The 18617-nt window shown below is 67.9% G+C and carries 20 protein-coding genes; 10 read left to right on the plus strand and 10 right to left on the minus strand.

Features of this window, described 5'->3' with window-relative positions; translation table 11 throughout:
- Positions 1-10 precede the first annotated feature (10 nt).
- The gene (locus tag ACWEKS_RS02665) at positions 11-649 is read right to left on the minus strand and encodes a TetR/AcrR family transcriptional regulator (RefSeq protein ID WP_379381891.1); all 639 of its coding nucleotides are present in this window, start codon (positions 647-649) and stop codon (positions 11-13) included.
- A 113-nt stretch (positions 650-762) separates the two neighbouring features.
- On the opposite strand from ACWEKS_RS02665, the gene ACWEKS_RS02670 reads away from it, so the two are divergent.
- The 3 genes from ACWEKS_RS02670 (at position 763) to yhjD (ending at position 3955) form a co-directional block, all read left to right on the plus strand.
- Positions 763-1707, plus strand: a complete 945-nt coding sequence (locus tag ACWEKS_RS02670; protein WP_452338469.1) for an oxygenase MpaB family protein — start codon at positions 763-765, stop codon at positions 1705-1707.
- A 170-nt stretch (positions 1708-1877) separates the two neighbouring features.
- Positions 1878-2903 carry a tryptophan--tRNA ligase gene (gene trpS, locus ACWEKS_RS02675; protein WP_364605204.1) on the plus strand — a complete coding sequence of 342 codons (1026 nt, stop codon included), beginning with the start codon at positions 1878-1880 and terminating at the stop codon, positions 2901-2903.
- A 38-nt stretch (positions 2904-2941) separates the two neighbouring features.
- Positions 2942-3955 carry an inner membrane protein YhjD gene (gene yhjD, locus ACWEKS_RS02680; RefSeq protein WP_452338470.1) on the plus strand — a complete coding sequence of 338 codons (1014 nt, stop codon included), beginning with the start codon at positions 2942-2944 and terminating at the stop codon, positions 3953-3955.
- 4 nt (positions 3956-3959) lie between these two features.
- On the opposite strand, the gene ACWEKS_RS02685 is transcribed toward yhjD, so the two are convergent.
- Positions 3960-5300 carry a D-alanyl-D-alanine carboxypeptidase family protein gene (locus ACWEKS_RS02685; protein WP_452338471.1) on the minus strand — a complete coding sequence of 447 codons (1341 nt, stop codon included), beginning with the start codon at positions 5298-5300 and terminating at the stop codon, positions 3960-3962.
- Positions 5301-5384: 84 nt separating this feature from the next.
- Positions 5385-6056 carry a SnoaL-like polyketide cyclase gene (locus ACWEKS_RS02690; protein ID WP_364605198.1) on the minus strand — a complete coding sequence of 224 codons (672 nt, stop codon included), beginning with the start codon at positions 6054-6056 and terminating at the stop codon, positions 5385-5387.
- Between the two features lie 240 nt (positions 6057-6296).
- On the opposite strand from ACWEKS_RS02690, the gene ACWEKS_RS02695 reads away from it, so the two are divergent.
- Positions 6297-7811: an MFS transporter gene (locus tag ACWEKS_RS02695; RefSeq protein ID WP_452338472.1), complete on the plus strand. Its 1515-nt coding sequence runs from the start codon at positions 6297-6299 to the stop codon at positions 7809-7811.
- Positions 7801-8418, plus strand: a complete 618-nt coding sequence (locus ACWEKS_RS02700) for an acyl-CoA-like ligand-binding transcription factor (RefSeq protein ID WP_452338473.1) — start codon at positions 7801-7803, stop codon at positions 8416-8418. The genes ACWEKS_RS02695 and ACWEKS_RS02700 overlap by 11 nt, the downstream gene beginning before the upstream one ends.
- On the opposite strand, the gene ACWEKS_RS02705 is transcribed toward ACWEKS_RS02700, so the two are convergent.
- Positions 8415-9305, minus strand: a complete 891-nt coding sequence (locus tag ACWEKS_RS02705) for a phenylalanine 4-monooxygenase (RefSeq protein ID WP_452338474.1) — start codon at positions 9303-9305, stop codon at positions 8415-8417. The two genes, ACWEKS_RS02700 and ACWEKS_RS02705, sit on opposite strands and share 4 nt — an antisense overlap.
- Positions 9306-9507: 202 nt before the next feature.
- Entirely contained in the window at positions 9508-9990 is a 483-nt protein-coding gene (locus tag ACWEKS_RS02710) for a hypothetical protein (RefSeq protein WP_452338475.1), read from the minus strand.
- Positions 9991-10117: 127 nt separating this feature from the next.
- Here ACWEKS_RS02710 and ACWEKS_RS02715 point away from each other — a divergent pair, with 127 nt between their 5' ends.
- The gene (locus ACWEKS_RS02715; protein WP_356997215.1) at positions 10118-10741 is read left to right on the plus strand and encodes a PadR family transcriptional regulator; all 624 of its coding nucleotides are present in this window, start codon (positions 10118-10120) and stop codon (positions 10739-10741) included.
- A 107-nt stretch (positions 10742-10848) separates the two neighbouring features.
- Here the strand turns inward: ACWEKS_RS02715 and ACWEKS_RS02720 are convergent, their stop codons facing one another.
- From ACWEKS_RS02720 to sdhC, 5 genes are all read right to left on the minus strand, one after another.
- Positions 10849-11334: a hypothetical protein gene (locus ACWEKS_RS02720; RefSeq protein WP_452338476.1), complete on the minus strand. Its 486-nt coding sequence runs from the start codon at positions 11332-11334 to the stop codon at positions 10849-10851.
- Positions 11335-11540: 206 nt separating this feature from the next.
- Complete coding sequence (locus ACWEKS_RS02725) at positions 11541-12308, minus strand: succinate dehydrogenase iron-sulfur subunit (RefSeq protein WP_356997219.1); 768 nt, start codon at positions 12306-12308, stop codon at positions 11541-11543.
- Positions 12308-14077, minus strand: a complete 1770-nt coding sequence (gene sdhA, locus ACWEKS_RS02730) for a succinate dehydrogenase flavoprotein subunit (RefSeq protein WP_452338477.1) — start codon at positions 14075-14077, stop codon at positions 12308-12310. The genes ACWEKS_RS02725 and sdhA overlap by 1 nt, the downstream gene beginning before the upstream one ends.
- A gap of 15 nt (positions 14078-14092) precedes the next feature.
- Entirely contained in the window at positions 14093-14524 is a 432-nt protein-coding gene (locus ACWEKS_RS02735; protein ID WP_452338478.1) for a succinate dehydrogenase hydrophobic membrane anchor subunit, read from the minus strand.
- 8 nt (positions 14525-14532) lie between these two features.
- Entirely contained in the window at positions 14533-14925 is a 393-nt protein-coding gene (gene sdhC, locus ACWEKS_RS02740; RefSeq protein WP_452338479.1) for a succinate dehydrogenase, cytochrome b556 subunit, read from the minus strand.
- A gap of 301 nt (positions 14926-15226) precedes the next feature.
- On the opposite strand from sdhC, the gene ACWEKS_RS02745 reads away from it, so the two are divergent.
- From ACWEKS_RS02745 to ACWEKS_RS02760, 4 genes are all read left to right on the plus strand, one after another.
- The gene (locus ACWEKS_RS02745) at positions 15227-15628 is read left to right on the plus strand and encodes a cytidine deaminase (protein ID WP_452338480.1); all 402 of its coding nucleotides are present in this window, start codon (positions 15227-15229) and stop codon (positions 15626-15628) included.
- 91 nt (positions 15629-15719) lie between these two features.
- Entirely contained in the window at positions 15720-17012 is a 1293-nt protein-coding gene (locus ACWEKS_RS02750) for a thymidine phosphorylase (protein WP_452338481.1), read from the plus strand.
- Between the two features lie 19 nt (positions 17013-17031).
- Entirely contained in the window at positions 17032-17385 is a 354-nt protein-coding gene (locus ACWEKS_RS02755) for an excalibur calcium-binding domain-containing protein (protein ID WP_452338482.1), read from the plus strand.
- Between the two features lie 130 nt (positions 17386-17515).
- Entirely contained in the window at positions 17516-18607 is a 1092-nt protein-coding gene (locus ACWEKS_RS02760) for an adenosine deaminase (protein WP_452338483.1), read from the plus strand.
- Positions 18608-18617 lie beyond the last annotated feature (10 nt).

Here is an 18617-nt window from a genome sequence, read left to right on the forward strand (position 1 = left end):
AGCACGCGGCTCAGCGACGGATCTGCCGGGCCAGATCCTCGCCCAACAGCACGAAAACGTCGGTGGTGGCGTCGATGAGCTCGTCGCGGGTCATGGGGAGGTCGCCCTGGAGCCAGGCGGTGAGAGTCTGGACCAGGCCGCCGACCAGGTAGGTGGCGCGGAAACCGATCACGGGCAGGGGGTCGCCCTCGGTGAGGCCGTAGAAGTCGATGCCCTCGGCCGCCACGATATTCGCGAACGCCTTGATGGTGTGCGTTGTGCGGGTGCGTAATTCGGGGGTGGCGGAGCTGACCACCAGAGCCACCCGGGCCTTGCGCGGATCGTCGGTGAGGACGTGGATGCCCGCGGTGATGGCGGCGTGCGCCTTGGCGCGCGGGTCGTCGGGGGCGGTGTGCAGTGCGGCGAGCAGGGCGCCGGCCAGCTCCTCGGCGATGGTGTCGAACAGTGCCGACAGCACGGCGTCGCGGTTGTCGAAGTTCTCGTAGTAGTAGCGCTCGTTGAGTCCCGCGCCGGTGCACAGGGCGGAGACGGTGAGCTTGTCGATGCCCTGGGTGCCGAGGATGTCGAGGGCGGCGTCGAGCAGGGCGGTGCGGCGCTGGGTGCGGCGTTCGTCCGCGGAGATGCCGCCGTAGGTCCGTTGCCCGGTCACGAACCGATTCTGGCACGGCCGCGATTCTGGTAGAAGTCCTTGCCAGAATCTGGAATCTGGGGGACTCTATTGCCAGATGTGATGGCCCGCATCACACCCACCGGGAGGCAACGATGCCTGCACGCGCGGCTCAGAGCGGCTACTTCTCCGACGACTCGATGATCCGCAGGGTCATGCGCAAGCGCGCGGTCGGACTCACCTACGGCCAGCGAGCGCTGGTGATCGGCGCGGTGCATCCGCTGCTCTATGTCGGAACCGCCGAGAACACCCAGCATCGGACCACGCCCTACACCCGGCTCGCCCTCACCGGCCGCTTGTTCGAGGCCGTCTCCCTGGGCACCCGCGAAGAGGCCGATCGCGCCCGGGCCTTCACCCGAAAACGGCACGCCCCGGTCGACGGCGTGCTGCCGGAGGATGCGGGCGCGGCCAACCCGGCCGGCACCCACTACTCCGCGGCCGACCCGCATCTGATGTTCATGACCATGGCCTTCACCTTCGATTCCGCCGAGGTCATGCACGATCTGCTGGTCCGCCGCCTCACCCCGACCGAACGGGAAGGGCTGTACCAGGACTACGTGCGCTGGGGCGAACTGTTCGGCATGCCTCGCAGCGCCGCCCCCTACACCTACCGTGAATTCCGCGACTACTTCGACGGCTACCTGGCCTCCGACCAGCCCCACCTCACCGAGGAGGCCAAACTGGTCGGCTCCTACCTCATGGGCCAGCGCGTCGCCCACCCCCTGCCGGCCCCCATCCAGCAGGCCCTCACCGGCTTCTCCCTCCTGGTCCAGGGCAGCCTCCCCAAGCGCGTCCGCGATATGTACGACCTCGACTGGGGCCTGCGCGAACAAGTCGCCTTCCACGGCCTGGCCCGAGCCGTCCGCACCGCCCACCTCTCCCCACCCCTGGTCGGCAACCCCCTGACCGCCCCGATGACCGGCCCCAGCTACCCCCTCTACAAACTCGCCACCCGCCGCGAACAGCGCCTGATCGGCTCCGGGCGACCCAGCATGCCGGGGGTCGATCCGCGCCCCTTGTCGGACCGAATCGGCGCGTGACCGGCTGCTTTGGCGGACGACCCAGAGGTTCGCGGCCGTCTCGTTCTGGACTGCGGCTGGAAGAGACCTCCGCCTTGGAGCGGGGGCGCGGAGCGGAGGAGGGAAGAACGAGACCTCGGGGCCGCGAACCCGCCCCGGAGCGAAGCGGAGGGGCAAATTAAGCTCGAGCCATGTCGAGTCCTGAAGCCGCCGCTGAGCGTAAGCAGCGGGTCCTGTCCGGAATCCAGCCCACCAGCGATTCCTTCCACCTCGGCAACTACCTTGGCGCGCTGCAGTATTGGGTGCGTTTGCAGGACGACTACGACGCCTTCTATTTCATTCCGGACCTGCACGCCATCACGGTGCCGCAGGACCCGAAGCAGCTGCGTACGCGGGTCAAGATCTCGGCCGCGCAGCTGCTGGCGCTGGGGCTGGACCCCAAGAAGTCCACGCTGTTCGTGCAGTCCCAGGTGCCCGAGCATGCCGAGCTGGCGTGGGTGCTGAACTGCATCACGGGGTTCGGCGAGGCGAGCCGGATGACCCAGTTCAAGGACAAGTCGGTCAAGCAGGGCGCGGACAATGCCACCGTCGGTCTGTTCACCTACCCGGTGCTGATGGCCGCCGACATCCTGCTCTACCGGGCCCAGCTGGTGCCGGTCGGCGAGGACCAGCGCCAGCACCTGGAGCTGACCCGAAACCTGGCGCAGCGCTTCAACACTCGCTACAAGAAGACCTTCGTGGTGCCCGAGCCGCACATCGTGACCGGCACCGCCAAGATCTACGACCTGCAGGATCCGACCGCCAAGATGAGCAAGTCGGCCAACAGCGACGCGGGCCTGCTGAACCTGCTCGACGATCCCAAGGTCTCGGCGAAGAAGATCCGCTCCGCGGTCACCGACACCGAGCGTGAGATCCGCTACGACCCGGAGACCAAGGCGGGCGTGAGCAATCTGCTGGTCATCCTCAGCTCGCTGACCGACACTCCGATCGTGACGCTCGAGCAGGACTACGCCGGCAAGGGCTACGGCGACCTGAAATCGGACACCGCCGACGCGCTCATCGAGTTCGTCACGCCGCTGCGCGCGAAGGTGCAAGAATACATGTCCGACCAGGGTGAACTCGACCGCATCCTCGCCGCGGGTGCCGAGCGGGCGCGGGAGGTCGCCGGGAAGACTCTCGCGCAGGTGTACGACCGGGTGGGCTTCCTGGCCCGCTGAACCGGCCGTCGCGCGTCCGGGTGTGCGGAGGTGGCGGTGTGTTCGGGAACGTGAAGGCGTGGATCGCGCAGCAGATCCAGCGTCGTCCCTGGTTGGATCACCTGGTCCGCGCGGGCGAACGCTATCAGCGTCAGCGCGGCGACTACTACGCCGCGGGCATCACCTATTTCACGGTGCTGTCGCTGTTTCCGCTGCTGATGGTGGGTTTCGCCGTGGCCGGCTTCGCGCTGTCGCGGAATCCGCAGTGGCTCACCGATATTCAGAACAAGATCGTCGAGAACATTCCGGGCGACGCGGGCAGCCAGATCAACGACCTGATCCACCGGGCCGTGGAGTCGCGGACGGGCGTGGGCTCCATCGGTCTGCTGACCGGCGCCTACGCCGGGCTGGGCTGGATCGGCAACCTGCGGGCAGCGCTCTCCGAGCAGTGGGATCAGCCCAGTAAGCAGCGAAACTGGTTCCTCGCCAAGGTCTCCGACCTGCTGGCGCTGATCGGGCTGTTCCTCGCCATCCTCGTCTCCCTCGGCCTGTCCGTGCTGGCCTCCGGCGGCCTGATCACCCACCTGCTCGACCGCCTGCACGTGCACGAGTCGGCCTGGGCGAAGGTCCTGCTCACCGTGGCGTCGCTGCTGCTGGCGGTGGTGGCGAACTGGGCCGTGTTCGTCTGGATCATCGCGCGCCTGCCGCTGCATCCGGTCACCTTCCGCAGTGCCGCCCGCGCGGCCATGATCGCGGCGGTCATCTTCGAGGCGTTCAAGCAGCTGGCCTCGGTCATTCTGCGATCGGTGGTCAACGGCCCGGCCGGGGTGGTCTTCGGGCCGATCATCGGCCTGATGGTCTTCAGCTACTTCACCGCGCGGATCATCCTCTTCGCCACCGCCTGGGCCGCCACGGCCGCGGACAACGAGGTGCCCGCCGAGATCCCGCCGCCCGCCCCGGCGATCATCCGCCCCCGGATCCCCGCGGGCGGACTCTCCGCCGGAGCGGGCGCGGCCTGGTTCGGCGCGGGAGCCCTTGCGGCGACGCTGCTTTCGACGCTGCGCCGCCGCTGACCGCTCAACGGCGGCGGCTCATCCGACGCGCGCTCAACAGCAGCACCAGGACCAGGATCACGCCGACGGCCATCAAGGCGATCCGCAGATCGTGGTGGTCGGAGCTGGAACCCGAATCCGCGGCCGGGGCGGGCTCGGCATCGGTCCGGGCGGGCGGACTCGCCAGTGCCACCGAAGGATTCGTGCCCCCGGAGCTGCCGTCGGGCATGCTGCCCACGGTCGCGCCGGCCGGCAGCGCGAAGGCGTAGTCGAGCAGTTTGGCCGCCTGCTCCCACGGCCGGAAGGGCCGCACGTCCGCCTTGAGCAGCGTCACCACATAGCGGTGGCCATTGCGCTGCGCGGCCGCGACGAAGGTCTGCCGGGCGTCGTCGGTGTAGCCGGTCTTGCCGCCGATCGCGCCGTCGTACTCGAAGAGCAGATGGTTGTCATTGCCGATCGGGAAGCCCGGATGATCCTTGTCGTCAGGGTTTTTCGGGTCGGCCGGGTAGCCGGGGAAGTCCACCTGCTCGGTGTGGATCAGCTCCGCGAACAGCGGCAGCGTCATCGCGTGCCGGAACAGCAGCGCCAGGTCGTAGGCCGAGATGCTCATGCCCGGCCCGTCCAGGCCCGAGGGCGTGGCGGCCCGGGTGTCCAACGCCTGCAACTGTTTCGCGAGCGCGTTCATCGTGGCGACGGTGGCGTCGTCCCCGCCCAGCTGGGTCGAGATGGCATGCGCCGCATCATTGCCCGACGCCATGATCAGCGCCTGGAACAGCTGCTTGTTGGTGTAGCGCCCACCCGGTCCGATCCCGACCCGGGTGCCGTCGGCGTTGGCGTCGTCCTGGGTGCCGATCACCGTCTTGTCCAGGTCCAGCGCCGGGATCGCCGCCGACGCCAGCAACACCTTGATGGTGGAGGCGGGCCGGTAGCGCCCGTGCGGATCCTTGGCCGCGATGACCCGCCCGGTATCCAGATCCGCCACCTCCCAGGCGGTGGCCGAGATCCCCTCCGGCAGCGGCCCCGCCCCCGACGGCAGGATGACGCCGCACCCGCCGAGCTGCTTGCCCCCGATCGGCGGATTCGGAATCGGCAGCGCCGCCGGCGCCGTCTGCCCCGGCTCGGGCGCCTCGGAGGTGTCGATGGGCGGCGGGGGAGCCGTCTTGTTCGGGCAGCCGTCGGTATTGGGCGTGGTGAACGGCGTTGTCGTGGCGGACGGTTGGGCCTGCGCCGCACCCGGTAGCGGCCCGACGGCGACCCCGGCGAACACGGTGAGACCGGCCGCCAGGGCCGCGACGGTGACAAGGGGGGCGCGCCGCCGACCAGCGGCCGGGTGCCCGGTTCGGCGCGAATACCTGCGGATACTCATCGCGCCCGACTCTATAGCCGACCGGTCACCCCGGCGCGCGATGTGCCGCGGCGCGGCCGCGACCGTGTCGGCCTGGGGGAGCGGCTAGTTGGCGGTGTGGGTGACCGGGCAGCCGTGGGCCAGGGGGCCGAGCAGCTTGTTGTTGTCGTAGAAGTGCTCGAGCTCGAGGATGCGCAGGTCCTCGGAGACCTTGGCGATGGTGACGCCGGTCATCTCGATGAGCTCGCCGGTGGGCTGGTGGCCCTTGTACTCGCCCTCGTAGCGACCCCAGTGGCGCCACTTGAAGGTGACGGTCGGCGGGCCGGACAGCACCTCGAGCACCTCCCAGAAGAAGCCGCCCGGGAACGCGGTGTGGAAGATCTTGTGCGAGGTCTCGAAGGTCTCGCCCGCGGCGTCGTAGAAGGGGTTCTCGCCGATCAGGATGTTGTAGGACCCGATGCTCGCGAATTCTTCTGCGTCCTGCCAGTTTCCGCCGTTGACGCGGCCGCGGTAGTGCTCGGCCACCAGCGAGACCCAGGTGGCCGGGTCCTTCTTGTGCGAGACCTCCATCTCGAAGACCTTCACCAGCTCTTCGACGATGTGCTCCAGCGAATCCGGCGCGTGCTGGGTGGTGCGCTCGACCGGAATGACTTCCTTGCTCAGGTGGTAGTCGGGCGCGCCTTCACGCCAATCCTCCGGTGCCGCAGCGGCGATGACGGCGTCACGGCCCTGCAGGTGCAGCGGGGTCTCGACGGATTCGGTTGCTTGGTCGGTCATTTCGTGCCTCACGTGTCCAGACCCGTTGGGGGGTCATCGATCTCAGAAACGGACCGCATGACGGTAACAGCACGGGGACTTCATGTCGCGACAAGCATTTGGGACTCCAGTACCAGACAGCGGAATGGTGATTCACCCCATCCCGGCCCGCCCCGACCCATGACACAACAAGAATTGACAGGCTCTCCGAAATGAGAGACTCTCTCATTATCGAGAAGATCCCAAATGATTGGAACTGTCATGAAAGCTCAGGGAGTGCGCCGCTGGCTGGCGCTGGGAGCCCTGGCGGTCGCCATGCTGACCATCGGCCTCGACGTCACCGTGCTCACCGTCGCCCTGCCCACCCTCGCGGTCGACCTGCACGCCGATACCTCCGCGCTGCAGTGGTTCAGCAGCGCCTACACCCTGGCCCTGGCCGCCTTCATGCTCCCGGCGGGAGCCCTCGGCGACCGATACGGGCGCAAGAAGTTCCTGCTCGCCGCGCTGCTGCTGTTCGGCGTGGCCTCGGTGGCATGCGCCTTCGCCACGTCCTCCGGCCAGCTCGTCGCCGGCCGCGTGGTCCTCGGCCTGGCCGCCGCGATCATGATGCCGCTGTCCATGGCGGTGCTGCCCACCCTCTTCCCCGAGCAGCGCGAACGGCAGCGGGCCATCACCATCTGGATCACCTCGACCGCCATCGGCCTGCCCCTGGGCCCGATCGTGGGCGGCTGGCTGCTGCAGCACTACTGGTGGGGCTCGGCCTTCCTGCTCAATGTGCCGCTGGTGATCATCGGCGCGATCGCCGTCGGCCTGCTGGTCCCGGAATCCAAGAGCGAGAGCGCTTTCCGCATCGATCTGCCCGGCGCTCTGCTGTCCGCGGCCGGAATGCTCGGCATCACCTACGGTTTCATCCGCTGCGGTCAGGAGGGCTGGGGTGACGCCCTGGCCTGGACCGCCATCGCCGCGGGCGTCGTGCTGGGTGGAGCATTCGTGCTGTGGCAGCGTCGCACCGCGCACCCACTGGTCGACCTCGGACTCTTCGGTGAGCCCGGATTCCGTTGGGGCACAGTGTTCATGGTGCTGGTGAACTTCGCGATGTTCGGCCTGTTCTTCACCATGCCGCAGTACTTCCAGGCGGTGCTGGGAGCCGACACGCTCGGCAGCGGCCTGCGCCTGCTGCCGATCATCGCGGGCCTGGCCGCCGGCTCCCGGATGGTGGACAAGCTGCTGCCGAAGGTCGGTGTCCGCACCGTGCTGGTGGCCGGATTCGCCTTGCTCGCAGCCGGTCTCGGCATGGGCGCGCTCATCACCGTGAACAGCGGATACGGCTTCGCGGCCGCCGCGCTGGTGCTACTCGGCCTCGGGATGGGATTCGTGATGCCCGCCGCCATGGGCGCGGCCACCGACGACCTCACCCCCGAGCGGGCCGGTTCCGGATCCGCGCTGCTGCAGGCGCTCCGGCAGGCGGGCGGCACCATCGGCGTCGCCATCCTCGGCACCGTGCTGTCCACCCGGTACCGCTCCGGCCTGGGCGATCTCGACCGCGCACCCATCTCCGACGGCGTGAACGCCGGGGTCGGCGTGGCCCGCAAGCTCGGCGACCCGGCCCTGCTGGCCCACGTGCAGAGCGCCTTCGTCGACGGCATGAGCGCCATGCTGTGGGTGTGCACCGCCATCTGCGCGGTCGCCGCGGTGCTGGCCGCCTTCGTGATCCGGCGCAAGGATCCGGTCGTGACCACCGATCTCGATGCGGGACAATCGGTCCATGTCGGCTGAGACTGCCTCCGCGACGCCTCCGGCCCCGGTGAAGACCGCGGCCGGAGGCGGCCTGCGTGAACGCAAGAAGGAACGCACCCGCCGCACCATTCGCACGGAGGCCTTCCGCCTGTTCCGCGAGCAGGGCTACAACGAGACCACGGTCGAGCAGATCGCCGCGGCCGCCGACATCTCGCCCAGCACCTTCTTCCGGTACTTCCCCTCCAAGGAACAGGTGGCGCTGGCCGACGATCTGGACCCGATCATGATCGCGGCCATCGAGAAGCAGCCGAAGGAACTGTCCATGCTGGCCGCGTTCAAGCAGGCCACCCTCGATTCCTTCGCGTCCCTGTCGCCCGAGGAATTCGCCTTCGAACAGCAGCGGGTGGAACTGCTCTACTCGATTCCGGAGCTCCGGGGAGCGGTGGCCCGGGAGTTCGAGCGCAGCATCGAACTGATCGTCGAGATCATCGCGCGGCGAACCGGCCGTGCCGCAGGGGATTTCGAGGTGCGGGCCTTCGCGGGTGCGCTCAGTGGAGCGATGATCGCGTTCATCGGCGAGGCGCCGTTCACCCCGGAGCAGATCATGCGCGTCATCGACTTCCTCGAGGCGGGTATGCCGCTCTAGGCCGGTTTCACCGCCGTGAGCCGCTCCACCGTCTCATCGGTCATGGTCTCGAAGAACCCGCCGACCACATCCTCGATCTCGCCGACGGATTCGGCGCAGTACAGAATCGGCTGGTAGTGGGTGATGTCGTAGGTGATGGTCCCCATGGCGTGAATGTCCAGCGGTCGCAGCTCGGCCTGGCGGAATTCCTCGATCTCGCCGAACGAGGACAGCAGTCCCGCACCGTAGCAACGCACTTCGCCGTGCTCGCGCAGCACCCCGAATTCCATCGAGAACCAGAACACGTCGGCCAGGAACTTCAGCGCCCGCTCGGTCTCCAGCCGGGCCACCGCCGCGCCGACCGTCTCGTACACGGCCGCGAAGCGCGGGCTGGCCAATTGATTGGCGTGCCCGAGGATTTCGTGCACGGCGTCCGGCTCCGGGGTATAGAGCGGCGCGGAGTGGTGGCGAATGTACTGGGTGGAGTGGAAGATCCGGTCGGCGAACGAGCCGAAGAACTCCCGCAGCGGCACCAGTCCGGCGGCCGGCGCGTACTGGAATCCGGTGAGCGGCACCAGCTTCGCGGTCACCTCGTCGAGTTGCGGAATATGGTCCGAGGGCAGCCCGAGGCGCTCGGCGGCCGTGATCACCTCCGCGCACGCGTAGCGCTCCCGCTTGCGTACCAGTTCGGCGGAGACGATCCGCCAGACCTGCTGCTCCTCCGCGGTGTAGTCGATGCGCGGCACCTGTGCCCCGGGCCGGTACTCCAGCGCCATGGCGGCGATCGCATTGCGGCGGGCCCGGTACACGGGGTCGTGCACACCCGGATGCTCGTCGCTCAAGTGCACTGTCACATCGCCGTCGGTCCCCTTTGTGACCGGCGAGTACAGCTGAGCCTCGGTGAACATACTTCGATGCAAGCACCGGCATGTGATCTAGACAACGAAAAGCCGCCCAGCTGGTCAGATTGACCAGCTGGGCGGGTTCGGTGTCGAGGAACGACGAGTGGCGAGCCGCTGTCAGGTAGGCATTCGTATCCGTATCCGACGCGGCGGCTCGGCCGGTCTCCCGGCGGGCCCGTTTGCAGCCGGGCCCGGCGGGAGGTGGTGATCAGCGCGGCGCGTTGGCCGGGTCGAGCAGGGTCGGGGTGCGGCCCTCACGGTGCGCCTGCTTGGCGTCCTCGAAGAACTCGCGGCTGAACAGGGCCGACAGCACCGCGATGCCGCCGCGGTGGATGCGGAACTCGCTCTTGGTGCTGGAACCGGTGAGCCGGATGACGCGACCGGCGGCGTCCTGCGGGCGGGCCATGTCCTTGACCCGGCCGCGACCGGTCCAGGCCAGCTCGGTCTGGTCGATGACCGCGTCCTCGGGCACCAGCAGCTTGACCATGGCGTGGTCGAGGTCGGCGTGCACCACGATCTCCTGCTCGCCCTCGATCCAGGGCGAGCGCAGGTCGATGACGACGCTGCCGTAGCGGGCCTTCACCTCGAACGAGGAGGAGTGGGTCCAGTCGCCCAGGTGCTTGGTGGTGGCGTGGTCGGTGTGGATCTTGACGGTGTCGGCGCCGGAGTTGGTGGTGTCGATGGCGTTCATGGCCCTGTCCTTTCGGAGGTGGTGGTGCTGGTCGGGTTCGCCTGCTCCTCAATAGTGGCACATGAACTAGTTACTTTGCAACTAGTTCTTCGAAACTAGTTTTTGGGCACCTAGTAGAATGGACGGCATGACAGCATCGACGCAGGCCACGCAGTTCAAGCGGTCGCCCCTGGCCATGGCGGTGCTCGGCATCCTGCACCTGGAGCCGATGCACCCCTACGCCATCCAGCGCCGCATCAAGGAGTGGGGCAAGGACAAGGTCGTGAACGTGGGGCAGCGCGCGCAGCTCTACAAGACGATCGCCCGCCTGCAGGAGGCCGGCCTGGTGGCCGTGCGCGAGACGGGGCGCGATCAGCAGTACCCGGAGCGCACCGTCTACGAGATCACCGACGCGGGCCGGACCTCGTGCATCGCCTGGATCAACGAGATGGTCAGCACGCCACGCAACGAATTCCCGGAATTCCCTGCGGCACTGTCGTTTCTGATGCTGCTCACCCCCGCCGCCGCGCGCGCCGAACTCGAGAAGCGGGCCGCCGCCCGGCGTGCCGACCTGGAGGCGATCGACGCGGGCATGGCGCAGGCCGGGCAGTTCGGGCTGCCGCGCATCACCATGCTCGAGGACGAATACCAGCGGGCGCTCATCGCCGCCGAATCGCACTGGCTGGACGGCGTTCTCGCCGACCTCGCCGATGGCAGCCTGACCTGGTCGTGGGAGTCGCTGGCGCGCTTCCAGGATCAGACCACGGTGTAGGCAGCGCGGCACCGGACGCGAACGACGCTGGCCCGCAACAGGACAAGGCCGCCCGCATCCGTAAGATGCGGGCGGCCTCGATATTTCGGACGGCTGCGGCCGATGGATCAGAAGAAGCCGTCGTCGTTGTTGTAGTCGTCGCCGTTGTAGTCGCCACGGCCGGCGTCGTCGAATCCGCGTTCATAGGCGCGCTCTTCGTCGCGCTCGTCATCGTCGGACATCATCTCGCCGATCAGCATGCCGCCCACCAGACCGGCCGCACCCGCCCCGATCATGGCGCCGGTGCTGTGGCCCTGGCGCGGCGGCGGGGGAGCGTACCCCGGCTGCGGGGCATACCCCGGCTGGGGCGGATACCCGGGTTGCGGCGGATATCCCGGCTGTGCGGGGTAACCGGGCGGCGGATAGCCGGGCTGCGGCGGATGCCCCGGCTGCGGATAACCCTGCTGCATCGGCTGATAGAACGGCGGCTGCGTGGTCTGGATACGCTGCGCACAGAATTGGCAGACCTCGACGGTACGGGCTACCCCCCACTGCGGCTGCCACGTCACTTGCATGGCGGCCGGGCCGTGAGCCGGGTCGAAGAAGCAGATCACAGGACGTTCCTCTACGTGCGCGCCCGGCCGCGACCGGACTTGGTGCCTTCGCAAGGAAAACGCCCGACCCCGCCACCCCGGTTCCCGTGTCCTTCGTCTCACAGGAAAGGCCGCCCGCATCGGAAGATGCGGGCGGCCTTCGAGTTTCGCCCCGGACTCCGGGGTTTCAGGGGTTCACCCCTGAGGGTCCCGGGAGTGGGTCATCCTCACCGCGTGAACAGGAGGGCGCGCTTGACCTCCTGGATCGCCTTCGTGACCTCGATGCCACGGGGGCAGGCGTCGGTGCAGTTGAAGGTGGTGCGGCAGCGCCACACACCCTCGACATCGTTGAGGATGTCGAGGCGCTCGCGGGCGCCCTCGTCACGGCTGTCGAAGATGAAGCGGTGCGCGTTCACGATCGCGGCCGGGCCGAAGTAGCTGCCGTCGCTCCAGTACACGGGGCAGGAGGTGGTGCAGCAGGCGCACAGGATGCACTTGGTGGTGTCGTCGAAGCGAGCGCGGTCGTGCTGGGACTGGATGCGCTCGAACGTCGGCTCGTTGCCACGGGTGATCAGGTACGGCTTGACGGCCTTGAAGGCGTCGAAGAACGGCTCCATGTCCACCACGAGGTCCTTCTCCACGGGCAGGCCGCGGATCGGCTCGACGGTGACCGTCAGCTCCTTGCCGCCCTTGGGCAGCATGTCCTTCATGAGGATCTTGCACGCCAGGCGGTTGACGCCGTTGATCCGCATGGCATCCGAGCCACACACGCCGTGCGCGCAGGAGCGGCGGAAGGTGAGCGTGCCGTCCAGGTAGGACTTGATGTAGATCAGCACGTTCAGGAACCGGTCGGTCGGCAGCACCGGAACCTTGAATTCGTCCCAGTGCTGGCCCTTCCCGTCCTCCGGGTTGAAGCGGGCGATCTTGACCGTGATCATGGTCGACCCGTCCGGCACCGGAGCCGGCTTCTGCGGCGTTTCAGCGACAGCAGTCATCAGTACTTACGCTCCATCGGCTCGTAGCGGGTCTGCACCACCGGCTTGTAGTCCAGGCGGATGTCGGAGATGAGCTCCGGGCTGGTCTTGTAGGCCATGGTGTGCCGCATGAAGTTGACGTCGTCGCGGTCCGGGTAGTCCTCGCGCGCGTGGCCGCCGCGGGACTCCTTGCGGTTCACCGCACCCGCCACGGTCACCTCGGCCAGCTCCAGCAGGAAGCCCAGCTCGACGGCCTCGAGCAGATCGCTGTTGTAGCGACGGCCCTTGTCCTGCACGGTGATCCGCGAGTAGCGCTCCTTGAAGACCTGGATCTCCTCGAGCATGGACTTGAGGCTCTCCTCGGTGCGGTACACACCGGCCTTGTCGTCCATGGAGTTCTGCAGCTCGGTGCGGATGTCGGCGACGCGCTCGTTGCCGTGGTCGCTGAGCAGGCCGGCCAGCCAGTCCTGCACCATCTGCGCGGGGTTCTCCGGCATGTCCACGAACTCGGCACGCGCGGCGTACTCGGCGGCGGCGATACCCGCGCGCCGGCCGAACACGTTGATGTCCAGCAGCGAGTTGGTGCCCAGACGATTGGCGCCGTGCACGGACACACACGCGCACTCGCCCGCGGCGTACAGGCCGGGAACGATGTCGGTGTTGTTGCGCAGCACCTCGCCGCGGATGCGGGTCGGGATGCCACCCATCACGTAGTGACAGGTCGGCATGACCGGCACCGGCTCCTTGACCGGGTCCACGCCCAGGTAGGTGCGGGCGAACTCGGTGATGTCGGGCAGCTTCTCCTCGAGCACATCCTCACCGAGGTGGGTCACGTCGATGAGCACGTAGTCCTTGTTCGGGCCGGCGCCGCGGCCTTCACGGACCTCGAGCACCATGGAGCGCGCGACGATGTCACGCGGGGCCAGGTCCTTGATGGTCGGCGCGTAGCGCTCCATGAAGCGCTCACCGGAGGCATTACGGAGAATGCCGCCCTCACCACGCACGGCCTCCGAGATCAGGATGCCCAGGCCCGCGAGGCCTGTCGGGTGGAACTGGTGGAACTCCATGTCCTCCAGCGGAAGTCCCTTGCGGAACACGATCGCCATGCCGTCACCGGTGAGGGTGTGGGCATTGGAGGTGGTCTTGTACATGCGGCCCGAACCGCCGGTGGCGAAGATGATCGCCTTGGCGTGGAACACGTGCAGCTCACCGGTGGCCAGCTCGTAGGCGACCACACCGGTGGCGACGGGGCCACGGTCGGTGTCGGTGAGGATCAGGTCCAGCACGTAGAACTCGTTGTAGAACTCCACGTCGTGCTTGACGCAGTTCTGGTAGAGCGTCTGCAGGATCATGTGGCCCGTGCGGTCGGCGGCGTAGCACGCGCGGCGCACCGGCGCCTTGCCGTGGTCACGGGTGTGGCCGCCGAAGCGACGCTGGTCGATCTTGCCCTCGGGCGTGCGGTTGAACGGCAGACCCATCTTCTCCAGGTCGAGCACGGCGTCGATGGCCTCCTTGGCCATGATCTCCGCGGCGTCCTGGTCGACCAGGTAGTCACCACCCTTGACGGTGTCGAAGGTGTGCCACTCCCAGTTGTCCTCTTCGACATTCGCGAGCGCGGCGCACATACCGCCCTGCGCCGCACCGGTGTGCGAGCGGGTCGGGTAGAGCTTGGTCAGTACGGCGGTGCGGACCCGAGGACCGGCCTCGATCGCCGCACGCATTCCAGCGCCACCGGCACCGACGATCACGACGTCGTAGCGGTGCTCCTGAATCGGTCGGGATTCACTCATCGAGGTGGCCTGTTCCTAACTGATATTGGGGTCGAAGGTGAAGATCACGTAGGTGCCGGTGACCATGACCAGGATCATGGACACGACCAGCAGCGTCTTCAGCCAGAAGCGGGTGGAGTCCTTGCGCGCGTAGTCGTCGATGACGGTGCGCAGGCCGTTGCCGCCGTGTAGCTGGGCCAGCCACAGCATGGCGAGGTCCCAGATCTGCCAGAACGGCGAGGCCCAGCGGCCGGCGACGAACGCGAAGTTCAGGCGGTGCACGCCGCCGTCGAGCATCAGCATGATCGTCATGTGGCCGATGACCAGCACGACCAGCAGCAGGCCGGAGGCACGCATGAACAGCCAGGCGTACTTCTCGAAGTTGTTGCCGCCGACGCGACGGGGGGCGCGCGGAGCGTCGAGGGAGGCGGGGCGGTCGTAAGACTTGCCGAGAACGGGTGCGGTCATGTCGGCTCTCAATTCGTCAGCAGGTAGAAGAACTGGCGGCCGACGCCGGCGCCGGCGACGACGATCCAGATCGCCAGCACGACCCAGAGCATCTGCCGCTGATAACGCGGGCCCTGTGACCAGAAGTCGACCAGGATGATGCGGATGCCGTTGAACGCATGGAACAGCACGCAAACAACGAGAGCCATCTCCATCAGGGCGACGACGGGGTTCTTGTAGGTCTCGATCGCGTGGTCGTAGGTGTCCGGGCTGACTCGCACCAACGCGGTATCGAGGACGTGGACGAACAGGAAGAAGAAGATCGTCACGCCGGTGATGCGGTGCAGAGCCCAGGACCACATGCCGGGGTCGCCTCGGTACAGGGTCCGCTTCGGCTTGGCCGGAGCTTCTAGCGTGGTCATAGAGTGCGGTGCCTCCAACGTCGTTGATGGACCCGGTCAGAATCCGGCGCGGAGCCTTCGGACTGTCGAAACCACCTGCTCACGAGCGGAATCAAACGTCCGGTGGCAGTGCTGCAGGCCCGCTTCGGGTACCTGAACCGATCTGTCGTGAACTCTAAACCCAGCTGTGAAGGGGAACTAATTCGGCGTGCCGCTCGTTGGGCCAAATTGTTGTGAGTTAGGTTTGCCTTTCCTGATTTTTGCGACCAGGCGGAACGCCTATCACGCGGGTGCTGCCACGTCCATGGGAGGATGGTCCGAAATGTCGGATATTGACTGGAAGACCCTGCGTGGCAAGGCTTTTGAAGTCATGCAAGAGGCTTATGCCCCTTACTCTCGATTCCCCGTCGGGGCCGCGGCTCTCACCGCCGATGATCGCGTGGTGAGCGGCTGCAATGTGGAAAATATCTCATACGGTTTGGGCCTCTGCGCCGAATGTGTACTGGTCGGTAACTTGATTTCGACCGGAGGCGGGCGACTCCGGGCGGTCTCGGTCTGTGACTCCCGGGGCGCCGTGCTCATGCCCTGCGGACGCTGCCGGCAGATCCTGCTCGAACACGGCGGCGGCGAGTTGCTGGTCGATCACCACGGCGGCCCTGTCACCCTGAACGCCTTGCTGCCGGACTCCTTCGGCCCCGGCGACCTCGCCGCCGGACAACTCTGACCCTCGGTGCTCGAGGGCTATAACCGCTGATCGCCGTGGCGCGCGCGGGAATCCGTGCACATCGGGCCGGGCGCATGCCAGGGTGGAGGGTGTGAGTGTGCACTCGGCGGTGGACGTGATTCGGGCCAAGCGTGACGGCGGTGAACTCACCGACGCGCAGATCGATTGGGTGGTGGACGCGTTCACGCGCGGAGAGGTGGCCGACGAGCAGATGTCGGCCCTGGCCATGGCCATCGTGTGGCGCGGCATGACGCGGCGCGAGACCGCGCGCTGGACCCGGGCCATGATCGACACCGGGAAGCGATTGGACTTCACCGATCTGGGCCGCCCGACCGTCGACAAGCACTCCACCGGCGGGGTGGGGGACAAGATCACGCTGCCGCTGTCGCCGCTGGTCGCGGCGTGCGGGGCCGCCGTGCCCCAGCTGTCCGGGCGCGGATTGGGCCACACCGGAGGCACTCTCGACAAGCTGGAGGCCATTCCCGGCTGGCAGGCCGACATTCCGGTGGACCGCATGCGGAAGCTGCTGTCGGATCCCGGCGTCGGTGCCGTGGTGTGCGCCGCCGGGGCCGACCTCGCGCCCGCCGACAAACGGCTCTACGCGCTGCGTGATGTGACCGGGACCGTGGAATCCATCCCCCTGATCGCCAGCTCCATCATGAGCAAGAAGATCGCCGAGGGCACCGGGGCACTGGTGCTGGACGTGAAGGTCGGGCGCGGGGCCTTCCTGAAGCAGCTGGACCAGGCGCGCGAACTCGCCACCGCCATGGTCGAACTCGGCACCGACGCGGGCGTGCGGACGGTGGCGCTGCTCACCGCCATGGACACCCCGCTCGGCCATACCGCCGGAAACGCCCTGGAGGTCTGCGAATCCCTGGACGTGCTGGCGGGCGGCGGCCCCGCCGATGTCGTCGACCTCACCCTCGCCCTGGCACGGGAGATGCTGGCGCAGGCCGGCATCACCGACATCGACCCGGCCGACGCCCTCGCCGACGGCCGGGCCATGGACCAGTGGCGAGCCATCGTGCGCGCCCAGGGCGGCGACCCGGACGCGCCGCTGCCGCAGGCCCGCCACACCGAAACCCTGCGCGCCGACGGCGGGGGCACGTTGACCCGCCTCGACGCCCTCGATGTCGGGCTGGCCGCGTGGCGGCTGGGCGCGGGCCGGGCCCGGCAGGGTGACCCGGTGCAGGCCGGGGCGGGTATCGAAATGCATGCCAAGCCAGGCGATTCCATTGTTCCGGGGCAGCCGCTGCTGACCCTGCACACCGATACTCCGGAGGCGTTCCCGGTCGCGCTCGAGATCCTGCGCGGCGCGTACACGATCTCCGAGACCGAGGCGGTGGAGCAGCAGCCGCTGATTCTGGGCCGCATCACCGCCTGACCCGGCCTAGCCTGGAATTGTGAAGCACAGAACCGATTTCCGAGGCCGGGCCGCGGCGGCGGCCGCGCTGGGCGTGCTCGGCCTCGTCGCGCCGCTGGGCGCGGTGCTGCCCGCCGCGTGGTCGCCGACGCCGGTCGCGCAGGCCTCGCCCGCGGACAATATTCCATCCGATTCCTCCGGAGACCATCAGCCGAACTCGCTCTCGCGCGGCGATGTCACGCCGCCCTCGACCGAGAAGAAGGCCAAACCGTCACCCGTCTACACCAGCTGTGAACAGGTGTGGGCGCAGGGCGGGGGCCCGATCTACCTGGGCCAGCCCGGGTATTCGGTGCTGCTCGATCCGGACGGGACCGGCGTCGCCTGCTCCCGCTAGGTGCTCGCCGGTGCCCGATAGGTGAAGGATTCGTACTGGTCAGCAACGTGACGGCAACGACATGCCGAACTGTGGGGTGAGTCCGGTCAACCGCCCTGCCGCGGCACGGGAATGCGGCTAACGTTGCTACATGACTGGACCGATGCCCCTCACTCTTGCTTCGATCCGCCAGGCTCCGAAGGCGGTCCTGCACGATCACCTCGATGGCGGGTTGCGGCCCGCGACCGTGCTGGAGCTGGCTCGCGCCTGCGGCTATGACCAGTTACCGGCAGGCGATGCCGCCGCGCTGGCGGACTGGTTCCGGGACGCGGCCGACAGCGGCTCGCTCGAGCGCTATCTGGAGACCTTCGCGCACACCGTCGCCGTCATGCAGACCCCCGAGGGCCTGCGCCGGGTGGCCCGCGAATGTGCCGAGGATCTCGCCGCCGACGGCGTCGTCTACGCCGAGGTGCGGTTCGCGCCCGAGCAGCACCTCGAGGCCGGGCTCACCCTCGACGAGGTGGTCGAGCACACCATCGCCGGATTCCGCGAGGGCGAGGCCCTGGCAGCGGCCGCCGGCACCCCGATCACCGTGGTCTGCCTGCTCACCGCCATGCGGCACGCGGCCCGCTCTCGCGAGATCGCCGAGCTCACCGTGCGCTGGCGCGACCGCGGCGTCGGCGGCTTCGATATCGCGGGCGCGGAGGCGGGCTATCCGCCCAGCCGCCACCTGGACGCCTTCGATTACATGCGGGCCAACCTGGCGCACTTCACGATTCACGCGGGCGAGGCCTTCGGGCTGCCGTCCATTCACGAGGCCGTCGCGTTCTGCGGCTGTGAGCGCCTCGGCCACGGTGTGCGCATCACCGACGACATCACCGATTCGGCCGACGGTCCCGAGCTCGGCGTGGTCGCGAACTATGTGCGGGACATGCGAATCCCGCTCGAACTGTGTCCGTCCTCCAATGTGCAGACCGGCGCGGTGCCCTCGCTCGACAAGCACCCCTTCGATCTGCTGGCCCGCCTGCGCTTCCGCGTGACGGTCAATACCGACAACCGGTTGATGAGCGACACGACCATGAGCAAGGAGATGCTCAAGCTGTCGGAGACCTTCGGCTACGGCTGGAGCGATCTGGAACGCTTCACCATCAATGCCATGAAGTCGGCGTTCATCCCATTCCCGGACCGCCTGCGCCTGATCGACGAGGTGATCAAGCCGGGCTACGCGGTGCTGCTGGGATAGGGATACCGCA

The sequence above is a fragment of the Nocardia sp. NPDC004711 genome (genome assembly GCF_053601595.1).

Excerpts from the sequence above, each read along its gene's own strand:
- ACWEKS_RS02670 (WP_452338469.1), top strand. The coding sequence starts at position 763 with ATGCCTGCACGCGCGGCTCAGAGCGGCTACTTCTCCGACGACTCGATG.
- ACWEKS_RS02710 (WP_452338475.1), bottom strand. The coding sequence starts at position 9,990 with ATGAACGCCATCGACACCACCAACTCCGGCGCCGACACCGTCAAGATC.
- ACWEKS_RS02705 (WP_452338474.1), bottom strand. The coding sequence starts at position 9,305 with ATGTTCACCGAGGCTCAGCTGTACTCGCCGGTCACAAAGGGGACCGAC.
- ACWEKS_RS02685 (WP_452338471.1), bottom strand. The coding sequence starts at position 5,300 with ATGAGTATCCGCAGGTATTCGCGCCGAACCGGGCACCCGGCCGCTGGT.
- ACWEKS_RS02715 (WP_356997215.1), top strand. The coding sequence starts at position 10,118 with ATGACAGCATCGACGCAGGCCACGCAGTTCAAGCGGTCGCCCCTGGCC.
- ACWEKS_RS02725 (WP_356997219.1), bottom strand. The coding sequence starts at position 12,308 with ATGACTGCTGTCGCTGAAACGCCGCAGAAGCCGGCTCCGGTGCCGGAC.
- ACWEKS_RS02745 (WP_452338480.1), top strand. The coding sequence starts at position 15,227 with ATGTCGGATATTGACTGGAAGACCCTGCGTGGCAAGGCTTTTGAAGTC.
- ACWEKS_RS02760 (WP_452338483.1), top strand. The coding sequence starts at position 17,516 with ATGACTGGACCGATGCCCCTCACTCTTGCTTCGATCCGCCAGGCTCCG.
- trpS (WP_364605204.1), top strand. The coding sequence starts at position 1,878 with ATGTCGAGTCCTGAAGCCGCCGCTGAGCGTAAGCAGCGGGTCCTGTCC.
- sdhA (WP_452338477.1), bottom strand. The coding sequence starts at position 14,077 with ATGAGTGAATCCCGACCGATTCAGGAGCACCGCTACGACGTCGTGATC.
- ACWEKS_RS02700 (WP_452338473.1), top strand. The coding sequence starts at position 7,801 with ATGTCGGCTGAGACTGCCTCCGCGACGCCTCCGGCCCCGGTGAAGACC.
- ACWEKS_RS02695 (WP_452338472.1), top strand. The coding sequence starts at position 6,297 with ATGAAAGCTCAGGGAGTGCGCCGCTGGCTGGCGCTGGGAGCCCTGGCG.
- ACWEKS_RS02690 (WP_364605198.1), bottom strand. The coding sequence starts at position 6,056 with ATGACCGACCAAGCAACCGAATCCGTCGAGACCCCGCTGCACCTGCAG.
- sdhC (WP_452338479.1), bottom strand. The coding sequence starts at position 14,925 with ATGACCACGCTAGAAGCTCCGGCCAAGCCGAAGCGGACCCTGTACCGA.
- ACWEKS_RS02735 (WP_452338478.1), bottom strand. The coding sequence starts at position 14,524 with ATGACCGCACCCGTTCTCGGCAAGTCTTACGACCGCCCCGCCTCCCTC.